This is a genomic window from Singulisphaera photorubra (genome assembly GCF_045290345.1).
GTDB lineage: Bacteria > Planctomycetota > Planctomycetia > Isosphaerales > Isosphaeraceae > Singulisphaera.
This window is the reverse complement of record NZ_CP155447.1, coordinates 962,613-977,089: the sequence shown is the minus strand read 5'-3', so window position 1 is coordinate 977,089 and position 14,477 is coordinate 962,613. Positions and strand designations below refer to the sequence as shown.

The window sequence follows — 14,477 nt, the reverse complement described above, 5'->3', positions numbered from 1 at the left end:
CGGATCAGTTCGCGGCACCGGTCTCGTAGAACCAGGCGATTGGGACGGACCGGAATCGCGATGTGAACCGGCCTGTCTTGTCGTCGCGGACGTAATAGGTCAGCAGGGCCCGGTCCTTGTTGAAGACAATGCTGGTGTAGGCATAGGTCTTGGTCGGGTCGTTTTCCAGGTTACGGCGGAACGACCAGGTGCCACCCTCATCGGTTGAGACCGCGGCGGTCAGCGGGGTGCGTTTGCTACCGACCTTCCCGTCACGGAGTGTGTCGTTCCAGATCAAGAGCAAGTGACCCGTGGATGGGATCCGCCTCAGCGTGGCCGGCGACTCGGGCCCGGCGACCCCCCATGACTTGGCTTCGCTCCAGCTCTCGCCGCCATTGGTCGACTCGCTGACCGCGATGTGTCCGACATTGGTCCGGATCTGCATGAGAAGCCGTCCGTCGGCCTGTTCCAGCACCTCGGGCTCCATCGCCCCTTGTTTGGCATACTCGATCAGGCCTTGGCTCCGCTTCCAGGACTTACCCTGGTCGTCGGAGTAGTAGCAGGAGGAGGCGTATTTGGGAGCTTTGACGGCGTCCTTCGTCGTGGCGATCGGCACGAGAATTCGGCCCGAGGAGAGGACCGTGACCCGGTCGTTGTTCAGGACGTGGTAGCCCGGGTCGGTGGTCACGAGCTGGGGCTCGCCGAACGTTTTCGCCTCGTCGTTGGAAACACGCAGATAGACGTCGAGATCCGTCGGCGAGTTCTTCACGAGGTAGAACAGGCCAATCGGGCCGTCGAACGGGTTCGACGGCTTGAGTCGTCGCAACGTGACGGACATCACATTCTGCTGGCCGACGTTCTCCTGGAGCACGCGTCGGTCGCTCCAGGTCCGGCCCTCGTCGCTGGAATCGACTGCGATGATCCGCGCCTTGGCGAAGTCCGACCCGCTTCCCTGGAACTCGGTGGTCGCGTAGATCAGGCTACCGTCGCGGCGCACCAGGACCGAGCCTTCGCTGTACCGCGGGTTCTCGGCGGTCGCGGCGAAGACGTCGCGGCTGAAGTTCTCCGAGGGCGATGGGGGGGCCGGCTTCGCCAGGAGGAGCAAGGCCTGGGCGGCTCGGATCCGGACGTCGAGCACGGGGTCGTCGAGCAGGCGCACGAGCGCGTCCTTCGCCTCGACCGCGCGGGCTTCCGGAGCGAATTCGGCCGCGTAGACCCGGACGTTGAAGTCGGAGTGCCCCAGGTTCTGGACGAGCGCCTTGCGGCCGTCAGCATCGCCGAGCGCCGCCAACGCGTGATCGAAGTACGCTTTGGTGAGCGGCTCACTGAACCGTTGCGCTCCGGCTCGGAGTGACTCGAGATCACTTGCCCTTCCGGTCCGGGCGAGGACCCAGGCGGCGATCCGGGCGGTCTCGCCGTCGGGGTCGGTCACGTACTTTCGCACCAGGTCGAGCGCCTCGCGGTTCCCCCGCCGCCCCAGCGCGGCGCCCGCCATCATCACCAGCTTGGGCTGGTCGGCCCGGGTCAAGGCCTGGCGGAGCATGACGCCGTTGCCTACTTGGTAGATCTTGTAGAGGCTTTCACTTGCGTGAATGTGGCCGTGAGGGTTGGGGCTGCCGAGGATGTCGGTCAAGACCTGTACGTAGGAGAGGTCGCCGGCCCTTGACAACTCGCGGGCCAGTCCGCACCGCTTCTGGTCGTCGGTCTCCCGGGGCAACTTGGGAGCGAGCGCAGCACGCACGTCCGCCCCGAACCCGGCCTGGGTGAGTGCCTCGGCGGCGTGCATCGACGGCCAGAACTCGTCGGACGCCAGGGCTCCCTTGAGCACGCTCAGGCACCGCGCTCGGGTCGCTTCGTCGATCTCGATTGGAGACGCGGGGTCGGCGGCTTGCGCTCTCCCGCCGAGGGCGATCGCCCAACCTACGAGGGTGACAAATTGAATTGAACGAAAGTTCATGTTTTGCGCCTTTTAGGATTGAGGAGTGGGTCAGGCTTGTGCCACTCGTTGATCAATGTCTGTTTTGCATGTCGTGTGCGAGCAGGATTTGCTGGCTCAGCGGTCGTCGCTCAAGAGTTCGCGGATGATCGGCTCGTCGAGCAGGGCCTGGCGTTGTGTCGGGTCGAGCGGGCGCATCGGGGCCGGGGCGAAGTTGCCGGGGATGCCGCGGGCGTTGAGCACGGTGGTGCAGGCGGGGAAGACCGGATATTTCACGGCGATCACTTCGAGCAAGGCCGAGAGCCATTGTTGGCGACGGGAGGCCTCGGGCCAGTCCCCTTGCTCGGCCGCCTCGGCGATGGCGACGGTTCGTTTGGGCGCGAGGCCGTAGATGCCGTCGAGGTTGTCGCGTACGCCCGCCTGGATCATCGTGTCGACCAGGTGGGGCTGGGCCGGGATCACGCGGAACCGGTCGCCGACGCGATCGACGAGCTGCCGCGTCCAGTCCCAGGAGCCTGAGCACTTGATGCCCGCGATATTCGGGTGAGTGGCCACGGCCAGGACGGTCTCGAACGAGAGCTTGATTCCGGTCAGGCCCGGCAGGTCGTAGAGGTAGACCGGCTTATTGGAACGGTCCGCCACGGCACGGAAGTAGTCGACGAGCTCGGCCTGGCTGTACTTCCAGAGGTAGGGCGTGATGACGACGACGCCGTCGATGTTGAGCCCGTCGACCCTCTTGACGCGTTCCACGGTGCGGGCAAAGCTCGTATCACCCACGCCGACCATGACTTCGCCCCGGCCCCGAGATAGCTCGGTGGCCCGTTGCGCGAGGTCGAGGTACGTCTGGTCGGCGAGCAACTGCATGAGCCCCATCGTCCCCCCCACGAGCACACCGGCGATGCCGGATCGCCATTGCTCGTCGAGATGGGCTTCGAGGCCCTCGTGGTGGAGCGACTCATCGGCCGTGAGCGGCGTGCAAATGGCGGAGATCAGCCTGGTCTTGATCATGAGCTCGATCGCTGGGTGAGATTGGGAAGCGCGCGCCTTGAAACGGAGCCACTTCTGAGGATGTCGCCATGGTACGGCGTTCGAGACGGCCTCGCGAGGGCGCAGAAACGAAAAAAGGGAGGGGGGAAAGCTCGGTCTTGGGGCCCGGCTCGTCCTTCCCGGACGCAAGCGGGGCGAGTGGGACCCCAGGCCGGTTGCGGCGACCGGTTTGGCGGCGACGAGGGATCCGAGCGAGCTTTGTGGGCGGACGAAGGTATAGCTTCGCCGAACCCGATTCTCCCAACGTCAACGCGATCGGTTATGGCAACATCGTCGGCCGAACATATCCCGTGGGGTGGGCACGGCCCACCATCTTAACCTCTGGTTTGGCAGGGAGATAGAGATGGTGGGCCGTGCCCACTCTACGGGAAAATCGGAATCTGGTCGCTGAGCAATCGTAAGGTGTTGATGGATTTATAAGGTGAGGCGGCTCGCCTACTCGTTCGCTCCCGCCTTGGGACCGGCGAGGATGTCGGCTTCTTGGATGGCGAAGCGGAGTCCCCCTTGCATGGTCGTGAGCCAGATCTCTCCGGGCTTGCGTTCGAAGACGTAGGGATAGGAGAGCCATTTGCCCGGCTGGCGGGCGATCACGACCGGCGGGCTCCAGGATTTGCCGTCGTCATCGGACAAGGCGAGCGAGAGCTCCTCGCGATGGTAGCTGGTCGGCTTTTCGTGCCAGTCGGGGCCTTTGCGTTCGTAGCTCGTCTTGCCTTCGGGATAGAGCTGGTTCCAGGCCAGCAAGAGCCGGCCGCTGGCCAGGCGCTTGAGCATCGCCGGGGCCGCGGATGCGGCGATCGGGCTGGCTCCGATGTTGGTCCAGGTTGCTCCCTGATCGGTGGAGTAGGCTTGCCAGAGGCGATCGCGGGCGGTCCGGATGAGCATCCAGAGCGTGCCGTCCTTGAGGCGTTCCACCGTGGGCTCGACTGCGCCGTCGTGGTGGCCGTGGCCTCCGAGGTCGAGTGAAGGGCTCCGTTTGCCTGCCTGGTCGACCCAGGTGGCCTTCGCCCAGGTCTTGCCGTCGTCGGGGCTGGAATAGGCGGTGACCACGTGTCGGGCCGGGTCGCGCAAGACGTCTTGAGTGGCCAGCACGAGGTTCCCGTTCTCGGCCTGCACGAGCCCGCGGACCGCGCCGGCGTAGCCTTGTTGAACGAGCTGGGCGTCGGTCCACGTTTTCGCGCCGTCGATGCTTCGGACGGTCCAGACGTCGAGCCGCACATCGGGCACGAAGCCCTTGGTCTTGACGTCCCAGTATCCTTTGCTGCGTGTCTTCAGATTCATGAAGGCGACGACGATGGTCCCGTCCTTGGTGCGGAGGATGGAACGCTCGTTGCTGATCTGGAACGGCTGATCGGCGGGGAACATCGGCACAGGAGCCGACCAATGGGAACCCTCATCCTTGCTGATGAAGGCCGACGTGTCGTCCACGGTCAGGATTCCGCCATCTTCGAGTCGGATGAATGGGCCCATCTTGCTCGAGGGTAATGTCTGCACACGCGGGTCGAGCCAGAGCTGCGGTTCGGCCGCCGTTGCGAAGGAGGGAGCCGTGGTCAGCAGGACGACGCCTGCGACCCAGCCTAGCATCGCCTGGCAGAACGGTGTCATGGGACATTTTCGCTTCATCGGGCTCGCCTCTCGGTGGTCATTCGGCGGATGCGGATCAAGGGCGACCGGAAGAGGTCGGTCACGGCGTTGCCGACGATCATACGCCGTGAGTGGGTGCGGTGCGAGCGTCAGGCCAAGGAGGATGGGGCGGGAAGGTCGATGTCACCCTCTTGACGGAGCGGCTGGCGCATGGCGGAATCGACCGGACTCTGGTGGAATGTCGCTGGCACCTTGGCTCAGGCCCGACTTGATGAGGAGAAACTCTTCGATGCGTAAGTTTCTGTTCGCGATGCTGGCGGTTTGCGGACTCACCGGCGCTGACGACCCGGGGCAAGGCGGGCGCCTCGCGCTGGTCGCCGGCGGGGGGAGCGGAAGCGACGGCGCTCCGGCTGACCAGGTCAAGCTGACCAATCCGTTTGGCGTCGGGTTCGCCCCCGATGGCACCATCATCTTCGTCGAAATGCTCGGGGAGCGGGTTCGGCGGATCGACAAGGACGGCCTCGTGCAGACCGTGGCGGGGACGGGCAAGAACGGGGACAGCGGCGACGGCGGGCCGGCGGCGAAGGCCGAGTTCAACGGGATGCACAGTCTGGCCGTCATGAAGAACGGGGATATCCTCGTATCCGACACCTGGAACAACCGGGTCCGCAAAATTGACGCCCGCACGGGGACGATCACGACCATCGCGGGGACCGGGAAGAAAGGGTTCTCGGGGGATGGCGGCCAGGCCACACAGGCGGAGTTCGGCGGCATCTACTGCATCGCCCTCGACGAGCCCGGCCAGGCCCTCTACCTGGCCGACCTGGACAACCGGCGGATCCGGGTCGTCGACCTCAAAACTGGCCTCGTCTCCACCTTGGCGGGGAACGGTCAGAAGGGAATTCCCCAAGATGGCGCTGATGCCCGCACGTCCCCGATGATCGACCCCAGGGCAGTGGCGACCGACGGCAAGGGGAACGTTTATATTCTCGACCGAGGGGGCAATGCCTTGCGGGTGGTCGACCGCGCAGGAAAGATCCGCACCTTGGTCGGCACGGGCGAAAAAGGGGCGTCGGGCGACGGCGGTCCCGGGCGCGAGGCGAAGCTGAACGGCCCGAAACACCTGTGCGTCAACCCGCAAGGGGAGGTCATCATCGCCGATACCGAGAACCATCGCATTCGCCTCTATCGCCCGTCCGATGGAACGATCCAGGCCGTCGCCGGCACCGGCCGGAAGGGGACCGCGGGCGTCGGCAAGGCTCCGGCCGAGGCGGAGTTCAACCAGCCCCACGGCGTGACCCTCGCCCCCGATGGAGTTCTCTTCATCTCGGACAGCAGCAATCACCGAATCCTCAAGCTTGTGCCTTGATGTTGTGATCTGGTTTTGATCGGGGGTGGGCGTAAGAACGCTTACGCTCGCCTTCGAATGACCAGACCAGCGGATTGGTAAACTTCGCCGAACCCGTTTCCCCCCCCCTCCCCGCTTCAGCTTCAGCTTCAGCGCGATCTGCCGTGCCGTCATCGTGGGCCCAACGAATCCCGTATAGGGTGGGCACGGCCCATCGGGCTGCTGTTCCTCATGTCTGATCTCCCAGGGCGTTGCCCTGGGCGATCTTGGACCGCCCCGTTGGAGATGAAATCAGGAAATCGAGATAAAAGCAAATGTGCACTCGGAAGCCAAGGTCGCCATAATCCGTATGCTAACCGACAGAAAACCGCTGTAGGCCTTCGCCCCGGGGTCGTAGACCCGGCAACGATGATTCTCCCGCACCGAGGGTTCGAGTACAGTCCTCAGCCACCCCGATCACTCAGCCTGTTGTCCCCCGATCGTGAATCGCTCGAATCTCGGAAACACGCTGGTAGCGACATAAGCGATGTTCGCCCAGACTCTGTCCTGGAATATTTCGGGATTCTATTTTTTTTGTTGACGGGCCAATGACGTCTGGTCAAATTGGCTATTGAAGAATCCTTTGATCATCCGGGACTAAAACATCCCTTGATCGGTCTGTGGTTTGCATTGCTGGACGTATGCCTTCAACGGTATCCGTGCCGAAGAGTCAATTGCTGGAACGGTTCATCGAGGGCCACCTCTTCTGAGAGCGACCTCGCAATGGAATACGTTCAGGGGCGACCGGTCGAGCGATTGGGGTGGCTGGGGTCCGCACCTTCTCAGGGCGAAACCAGGGGGGACCGGACTCCCCTGCAGGAGTCGGATTGGGTTCTCGCACAGGCTCGATAACTCAAATCTGTGAAGACGTGGTTGATTGAGAGTGTTGCGGTACCATTTTGGTCCAAGTCCGGAAATCCCCGCACCACATTTCGGAGAGTCTTTTCGAGAGGTCGTGGTCCCGATTTGCGATATTGAGTTTCGGGTATGTTGATAAATAGTATTGTTTTGCGAGTGAGAAGTGTTCGCTTCGATCCGCACGTTTTCGAGAGGTCGTGACCCGATTGTTCCGTGGTCTCCCTGCAGGGGCCGGATCCACGGCAGGACCCTTGATTGGACTGCTCTCCATGAACGGGCATGTTCGAGCATTTGTGAAGAAGGGTCTGCTCTTCCTCCTGGTTGCGAGGGTTGTCGCGGCCCCGATTGCGCTTCGCCCGGCGTCTGTCAATGACCCGTCACAGAACGGGTTGGTCGTGCGCGTCTGCTCGTGGCCGGTGCAACACGTTCGCACCGCTTCCGACAAGCTGACGGTCGGCGAAGGAATGGCCAAGCCGGAGGCCGACTGCCCCCCTCCCGGTTCCGCACGCCTGGATATCCTGTTCTCGCCGTGCGTTCGCCACGGGCTCTCTCCTTCCGACGCATACATCCGTCGTTCAATCGCGCGCTTGCGCTGTTAAGCGATCCCCTCCGTCGCGTCCTCGCCATGTCGAAAATGGCCTTCGCCGCACTCGGCCCAGGTCAATCATCGCGCTGGTCAGGGTGGAGGAGAGAGAGCATGCGCACTGACTGTGCGAGCCATGGCGATTCCGCCATGCCTCTGCGTTTCGAGCCGGCCTTTGTTGGCCATTGGATTGGGTGGCATCGCCCGGGCAATCGTCTCGGGATCGATCGCCGGAGACAGACCCAATTCGGTCACCCAACGGATCCGAAGGCTTCTGGAAGGACGGTTCGGGATCGAAACGGTCCTGATCGCGCCCGTTATGGTCTCCGACGCCTACACCGGTCGCGAAGCGATGCGACCTCGGTCGGACCCGGCGACATGGGGATCTTCATCGCCGCCGCGTTCGACTCCGTTGGCGACTTACGACGGCGGCCGCGTCCAGCTTGGGCAAGTCTGGACGTTCCACCGGCTCGCTTACTCCCTCGGGCTCCATCAACTTGCCGCCCAACCTGGCTGACCCCGTCTGGATGACTGCGAAGCCGGGCATCCGCCCTCCGTCGCCGCCTACTGGACTCGCAAGTCGGCATCCCGGCCGGGCCCAACGCCGTGTTCGCCGACCGCTCGGTCTGCTTTTTCAGAGAGAACATCATTTTGCAGGCGATCCGGGCGCACGTTCGGAGGAACCAAGGCGAGATCCTTTCCTCGGACGCGTTCGGACCCGGACCGGCCGGTGAACGGTCCACTCGTCACCCCGGACGTCCGTTCTTACCCACGGCCCATTCCAAAGTCGGGGCCCTATGTCACAGACCTCCAACCAGCCGAAGGGGAAATTATGAAATCGAGACATGGCCGACGCGGATTCACACTTATCGAACTGCTCGTGGTCATCGCCATCATCGCCGTCCTGATCGCTCTCCTGTTACCTGCCGTGCAGGCGGCACGCGAGGCGGCCCGCCGGGCCCAGTGCACCAATAACCTGAAGCAGATCGGACTCGCCCTGCATAATTACCACTCGTCCAACGACACCTTCCCGATGGCGCAGGGAATTCTGGGGGCGCTCGACACCGGGTCAGGGCACGGCCCGAGCGTGCTGCTTTACCTGCTGGCGAACATGGAGCAGCAGGCGCTGTCCAACGCGTTTAACTTCAGCGTCCAGGCGACGCCGGGCGCGGCCGCGACGTACACGCCCATGAATACCACGGTGTACCTGACGGCGGTGAACGCGTACCTCTGTCCGTCCGACACGGGAAGCCGTGTGTTCAAGTATGGAACGAACTACGGCTGTAGCGTCGGCGCGCAGTACCGCAGCGACTCGCCGATCACGAGCAAGTCGGGGACGGGGCTGGGTATGTTCGCGTTCCGGGCGACGTTTGGCATCCGCGACTGTACGGATGGGACGAGCAACACGATCGCCTTCGGCGAAATGTTGATCGGCGACAATTCGCCGGCGACGACCAACGGCGCCGAGTCTTATAACTGTGTGCCGTGGTCTCCCAGCGCGGCCGGGTCGGGTGCGGACCAGGCGATGCCGATGGCGATCACGAACCTGAACACCTACATCGTCGCGTGCAACGCCAAGCGAGCCGCGGGGACCGCGAACCAGGCGAATGACGTCGGCTCGTACTGGGCGGCGGGGCGGATGATCAACGGCCCCTTGGTGAACGAGCTTCTGACGCCGAATTCGCCGAACCAAGACTGTTACAATTACGCGCAATACACCGGTTTGAAGACGTTCCGGAGCCGCCACTCGGGTGGTGTGAACTCGCTCATGGGCGACGGGAGCGTGAAGTTCGTCAAGAACAGCGTCAACCAGGTGACCTGGTGGGCGCTGGGATCGAAGTCGGGTGGCGAGGTGATCTCGGCGGACGCCTACTGAGCCCTTTGGCCTGAGCCGATTTCCGAAGTCGAAGGGGAACGACCGGGACGGATACTTGAATGCGTAAAGGAGCTCCTTTTACCGCATTTTGCGGGCTCTTTCCCGGAGACGACGACCCTCGAGCCGGGTCCCTGACACTCTGCCTCGAGTGTCGGACCCTCTCGTTCTGGTGGAGCGAGACCCAGGGGCGCCGGGCTGGCCGTCGCCTTTTGGGTCCGACCGATCAATAGATCGATAGATGGAAGGGTGAATCAACAATGTCGACATGGCGAAGCCTCGGTTTCTCGGGCATCCTGATGGGCGTGATCGGGCTCTCGGTCGTCCTCCCAGGTTGCGGCAGCGGTGGTGGGGCCGGCGATACGGCGGGGCCGAACCCCGAGGTTCAGATCGTCCCGCCTACGGACGCCCAGGGCAATGCTTTTCCGATCACCGACGAAGCGGAGAAGAAGTAACAACGGCTTTTATGAGACTGTCGTCACGTCACTGGCCCGTTTGGCGGGTCCAATGATATCAGGGGGAAGGATCCGACCCGATCCGATCAGGTCGTCTCCTGCCCACTCGTTCTCACGTGGGGCCCCACTCAGGCTCTGGAGTCTCGAGGTCCGCGTCTCGGCCGGGACCGATCGTCCGACGGTTTCTCAACAACGACCCGACAGAACGACTCGCGAGCATGCCTCGGATGGTCTCCCGGTTTTTCCCTGAGCCTGAGCCCTGTGTCGGGTCGTTGATCCGATTCGCTCCGCGTCCTCCGCGTCTCCGCGTGAGTCACCAGATCGAGCGCGAGCCTGGCTCATGCAATCGCAATCGGCCGTGGCGTTATCGTGGGCCCGCCCCACGGAAAAAATGGGAGCGAGGGGCGTTGCTTGAGTGGCGGGGCGGGCAGGGAGCTGGCGCCCCCTGCTCGCCTCGGATTTCAAGAGTCCCGGGCTGGGAGCCCGAAACTGACCCGAGAATTAGCTGGCCAGCAGCTTCTCGGAGACGATCCCCTCGTTGAGGGTGGCCCGTTCGGGGCGGCCCTTGTGGAGGAAGACGAGCTTGGTGTGGTCGACGCCCATCAGGGCGAGGATCGAGGCGTGCAGGTCGTGGACGTGGAGCCGGTCTTCGATGGCGTGGAGGCCGACCTCGTCGGTCGCGCCGATGGTTCGGCCCCCTTGGATTCCACCGCCGGCCATCCACATCGTGAAGCCGTAGGGGTTGTGGTCGCGGCCGTCCCCCTGTTCCGACATCGGGGTGCGGCCGAACTCGCCGCCCCAGATGACGAGGGTCTCGTCGAGCAGACCGCGCCGTTTGAGGTCTTTGAGGAGGGCGGCGACCGGCTGATCCATCCCTTCGCAGAGCCCGGTGTGGTTTTTCTCGATGCCCGCGTGGGCGTCCCACCTTGAGCCGGCTCCATGGTAGAGCTGGACGAAGCGGACCCCACGCTCAACCAGGCGCCGGGCCAGCAGGCAGTTCTGGCCGAACACCTTGGTTTCCTTGCGATCGAGCCCGTAGAGCGATTTGGTCTCTTCCGACTCGCTTGCCAGGTCGACCGCCTCAGGGGCCTCGGCCTGCATGCGGAAGGCCAGCTCATAGGCCCGGATTCGGGCGTCGAGCTCGGTCTGATCCTGCCGCTGGTCGGCGTGGCGTGCGTTGAGCCGGTGCAAGTAGTCGACCTTATCGCGCTGGCGTTGCGCGCTGACCTGCTTGGGAGTCGCCAGGTTCGGGATCACGTCACTGGCCGCCCCGAGCCGGGTCCCTTGATAGGTGGCCGGCATGAACCCCGCGCCCCAGTTGCGGGGGCCGCCGGCGACCACACTGCCGGGGTTGTCGAGCAAGACGACGTAGCCGGGAAGGTTCTGGTTCTCGCTACCGAGCCCGTAGCTGACCCAGCTCCCCAGGCTGGGCCGGCCGGCCAGGATCGACCCGGTGTTCATCTGGCAGACGCCACCGACGTGGTTCAGGCCGTTCGACCAGCAGGAGCGGATCACCGCGATGTCGTCCGCGCATTCCGCGATGTGCGGTAGCCAGTCGGAGACCCAGAGTCCGTTCTTACCGTGCTGCTTCCACTTTCGCTGCGAGGCAAGCAAGGGGGCGTTGGCTTCGCCCATCGGCGTGATCACTGGCTTGAAGCTCGCTGGCAGTGACTTTCCCGCCAGCTTGTTGAGCATCGGTTTGGGGTCGAACGTGTCGATATGGCTCGGCCCCCCCTCCATGAAGAGGAAGATGCAGCTCTTCACCCGGGCCGGGATCGTGTACGAAGCGCCCCCCAGCAACGCGTTCGTCTCGCCGCCTTTGGGCGTGGCCCCCAGCAGTGAGTTGTTGCCGAGCAAGTGGGCCAGGGCTAGGGCGCCAAAGCCCCCCCCGCCCCGAACGAGCATCTCGCGCCGGGAGAGCGGGGCCGCAATATGGGGGGTCGACTGGAGTCCGTCGCGCCTCGGGTCGCTCATGGTCGGGCCTCGCGCCTTGGCTGGCTGGCTAGCTCGGAAGAGCTGGCTGGTCTAGTCGATATAGAGGAATTCGCTGGCGTTCAGGAGGGCGTGACAGAAATCGGCCCAGGCGGTCGGATCGATCTCGGTCGACTCCGATTCGCCAGGCTTGCAATCCGCCCCCTCGCCATCGGCCACTTCAGCCTTGGGGAGCGGCTCAGGGTCGGCCGCCTTCGTTTGGTGGTGAAGAAACGCGAGGGCTTCCGCCTGTTCGGCGGGGCCTGGCTTTCGGCCGAAGGCCAGACGATAGGCCAGCTCGACCCGCGCTTCGTCATCGCCCGCCTCTTTCTGGAGCCGGGTGGCGAAGGCCTTGGCACGGTCCAGGGTCCAGGAGCCGTTGATCATCAAGAGGGCCTGGATGGCCGTGACAGTGGCGTCGCGCTGGGGGGTCGTGATCGAGCCGTCGGGAGCGTCGAACGCTTCGCCCAAGGGGTCGCGTTTGTTGCGTTTGACCTGGGAGTAGACGGTACGTCGGGGTTGATCCGCCTCCACGGCCGGGCCGCCGATCGCCAGGTCGAGCTCGCCGCTGACGGCCAGCATCGCGTCGCGGATCGGCTCGACGTCGAGTCGGCGCGTGAGCCGGTGCCAGTGCAGCCGGTTCTCGGGGTCTTTGCGCCTTGCGAGGTCTGCGTCCGGGTGGCTGGCCGACTGGCGATAGGTCGCCGAGGTCAAGATCAGCCGGTGCATCTGCTTGAGGCTCCAGCCACGGGCGACGAACTCGGTCGTCAGCCAGTCGAGCAACTCGGGATGGCTCGGGCGCTCGCCCAGCCGGCCGAAGTCGCTGGAGGTGGCCACGAGTCCGCGGCCAAAGTGATACTGCCAGATCCGGTTGACCGCCACGCGGGTCGAGAGCGGGTTGTCCGGCCGGGTCAGCCAGTTCGCCAGCGCGGTGCGCCTGCCGGTCGAGTTGGGTGCGGCCGACACGGACTTGATCGTTGCCGGGGCGGGGTCGAGCAAGGTCAGGAAGCCGGGGTCGATCGCTTCCTTTTTCCGATCCCCCGGGATCAGGGTCGGAGGCGCGTTCGGTCCGACATCGGTGGCGGTCAGCACTTGCCCTGGGGCCTTGGGGCGGTCACGGGCGTGCTCGGCAAGCTGCTTTTGCAGGGCGGTCCAGGCGTCCTTATCCTTGCTCTTCTTGAGCTTATCAGCGATGAGGTCGTACTCATGGGTGACCTGGCGATAGGCGAGCGAGGCGAGTTGCTCCTCCAGCGGGGTCCGTTCGGCTTGAGGCTTGTTGATCATCGCCTGCAACTCGGCCGGGAACCTCCCGATGGCCACCTTGGCAATGCTATCGCGGTAGGGGCGTTCCAGGGCGGCGATCGCCGCGCGGGTCTCGACGGTCTTGGCTTCCCAGATCGCGAGCTTTTCCTGATACGTCTCCCACTCGCGGGTGGTAGCCAGGTTGAGGTCGTTGCGGGGGAGGATCGGGGTGAAGAAGGCCTGGAGCCGGTAGTAGTCTTTCTGGAGGATCGGGTCGAACTTGTGGTCGTGGCAGCGGGCACAGCCCATGCCGAGCCCGAGGAAGACGTCGCCGGTGACATCCGTAATGTCGTTGACGATCGCCGACCACTGTCCCGGGACGTCGCGCTGGTTGTACTCGTAGGTTCCGAGCCGGTAGTAGCCGACGGCGATCTTCAACTCGGGATCGCTCGGGTCGAGCTCGTCGCCGGCGAGTTGTTCGGTGACGAAGCGGTTGTAGGGCCGGTCTTCGTTGAAGGCTTTGATGACGTAATCGCGATAGCGCCAGGCGTCGGGTCGGTAGCCGTCCGCGCGGTAGCCGTCCGACTCGGCGTAGCGGACCAGGTCGAGCCAGTGCCGCCCCCACCGCTCGCCGTAGCGAGGGCTGGCGAGCAGGCGGTCGATCAGGGTCTCGTAGGCGTTGTCACTCTTGTCGGCCAGAAACGCGTCGACCTCCGTCGGCGCGGGCGGGAGGCCCCAGAGGTCGAACGTGAGCCGGCGAATCAGGATTTCGCGGTCTTCCTGGGGAGCGGGCGTCAGGCCTTCGGCGTTCAGTCGGGCGAAGATGAACTGGTCGATTGCGTTGCGCGCCCAGCCGCCGTCGGCCGTGCTCGGCACGTCGGGCCGACGTAATGGCTGGAACGACCAGAAGGCCCGGTCTTCGTCCGTGATCTTCGACTTCGCGGCCTTCGTGGGGGTCGAGGCCGCGGCTCCGGGATCGGTCGCCGGCCAGGGGAGGCCCATTTCGATCCACTTGGTCAGCGTCTCTCGCTCCGGGGTGCCGAGCTTGCCGCTGGGGGGCATCTCGGGTCCGTCGTAGTTGATCGCCTCGACGAGCAGGCTTTCCCCCGGTTTGCCGGAGACGACCGCCGGCCCGCTCTCTCCGCCGGCCAGTATCGCCGCCTTCGAGTCGAGGCGAAGCCCCCCCTTCTGCTTCTCCGGGCCGTGGCACTTCAGGCAGCTTGCGGCCAGGAGGGGGCGGACTTCGGTCTCGAAGAACTTGACCTGCTCGGGGGTCGGCTCTCCCGGCTTCGCCAATCCGTCAGTCGCGATCCCGGTCACCGTCGCAGCAGTCGCTAGCGCGACGCGGAGCCACCACCGTTGCGGCCGGATAGCCTCAACCGGTAGTGTTGTCAGGGGCCCCGAGCTTCTCGCCTCATCCATCGGGTAAACTCCTCGACCGGATTAGTCGGCGTCGCGTCTCGCCTTTGGTACTTAATTTAGGCAGGCTGGGCCAGCAGGTATTTCTAACAATAGTCAATCGGCCAACTCATAGCAACGGCTTCATTGTCGGGTGTTTGGCTGGA

The 14,477-nt window shown here is 64.4% G+C and carries 10 protein-coding genes; 5 read left to right on the top strand and 5 right to left on the bottom strand.

Annotated features, from left to right (window positions below):
- Positions 1–4: 4 nt before the first annotated feature.
- The 3 genes from V5E97_RS03690 to V5E97_RS03680 all read right to left on the bottom strand — a co-directional run bounded on the left by V5E97_RS03690 (position 5) and on the right by V5E97_RS03680 (position 4,564).
- A complete protein-coding gene (locus V5E97_RS03690; RefSeq protein ID WP_406697930.1) occupies positions 5–1,936 on the bottom strand; it encodes an exo-alpha-sialidase in 1,932 nt (643 codons plus the stop codon).
- Positions 1,937–2,032: 96 nt separating this feature from the next.
- Positions 2,033–2,923 (bottom strand): dihydrodipicolinate synthase family protein, encoded by an 891-nt coding sequence (locus V5E97_RS03685; protein ID WP_406697929.1) that lies wholly within the window; start codon positions 2,921–2,923, stop codon positions 2,033–2,035.
- Positions 2,924–3,397: 474 nt separating this feature from the next.
- Positions 3,398–4,564 (bottom strand): sialidase family protein, encoded by a 1,167-nt coding sequence (locus V5E97_RS03680; RefSeq protein ID WP_406697928.1) that lies wholly within the window; start codon positions 4,562–4,564, stop codon positions 3,398–3,400.
- Positions 4,565–4,832: 268 nt separating this feature from the next.
- Between V5E97_RS03680 and V5E97_RS03675 the strand changes: the two genes are divergently transcribed.
- The 5 genes from V5E97_RS03675 to V5E97_RS03655 all read left to right on the top strand — a co-directional run bounded on the left by V5E97_RS03675 (position 4,833) and on the right by V5E97_RS03655 (position 9,699).
- A complete protein-coding gene (locus tag V5E97_RS03675; protein WP_406697926.1) occupies positions 4,833–5,912 on the top strand; it encodes an NHL repeat-containing protein in 1,080 nt (359 codons plus the stop codon).
- Positions 5,913–7,057: 1,145 nt separating this feature from the next.
- Positions 7,058–7,387, top strand: coding sequence for a hypothetical protein (locus V5E97_RS03670; protein ID WP_406697925.1), 330 nt, complete (start codon positions 7,058–7,060; stop codon positions 7,385–7,387).
- A gap of 162 nt (positions 7,388–7,549) precedes the next feature.
- The gene (locus V5E97_RS03665; RefSeq protein ID WP_406697924.1) at positions 7,550–7,888 is read left to right on the top strand and encodes a hypothetical protein; all 339 of its coding nucleotides are present in this window, start codon (positions 7,550–7,552) and stop codon (positions 7,886–7,888) included.
- A gap of 315 nt (positions 7,889–8,203) precedes the next feature.
- The gene (locus V5E97_RS03660) at positions 8,204–9,247 is read left to right on the top strand and encodes a DUF1559 domain-containing protein (RefSeq protein WP_406697923.1); all 1,044 of its coding nucleotides are present in this window, start codon (positions 8,204–8,206) and stop codon (positions 9,245–9,247) included.
- 257 nt (positions 9,248–9,504) lie between these two features.
- A complete protein-coding gene (locus V5E97_RS03655) occupies positions 9,505–9,699 on the top strand; it encodes a hypothetical protein (RefSeq protein WP_406697922.1) in 195 nt (64 codons plus the stop codon).
- A 501-nt stretch (positions 9,700–10,200) separates the two neighbouring features.
- Here the strand turns inward: V5E97_RS03655 and V5E97_RS03650 are convergent.
- Complete coding sequence (locus tag V5E97_RS03650; RefSeq protein WP_406697921.1) at positions 10,201–11,673, bottom strand: DUF1501 domain-containing protein; 1,473 nt, start codon at positions 11,671–11,673, stop codon at positions 10,201–10,203.
- Positions 11,674–11,724: 51 nt separating this feature from the next.
- Complete coding sequence (locus tag V5E97_RS03645; RefSeq protein ID WP_406697920.1) at positions 11,725–14,334, bottom strand: PSD1 and planctomycete cytochrome C domain-containing protein; 2,610 nt, start codon at positions 14,332–14,334, stop codon at positions 11,725–11,727.
- Between the last annotated feature and the right edge of the window lie 143 nt (positions 14,335–14,477).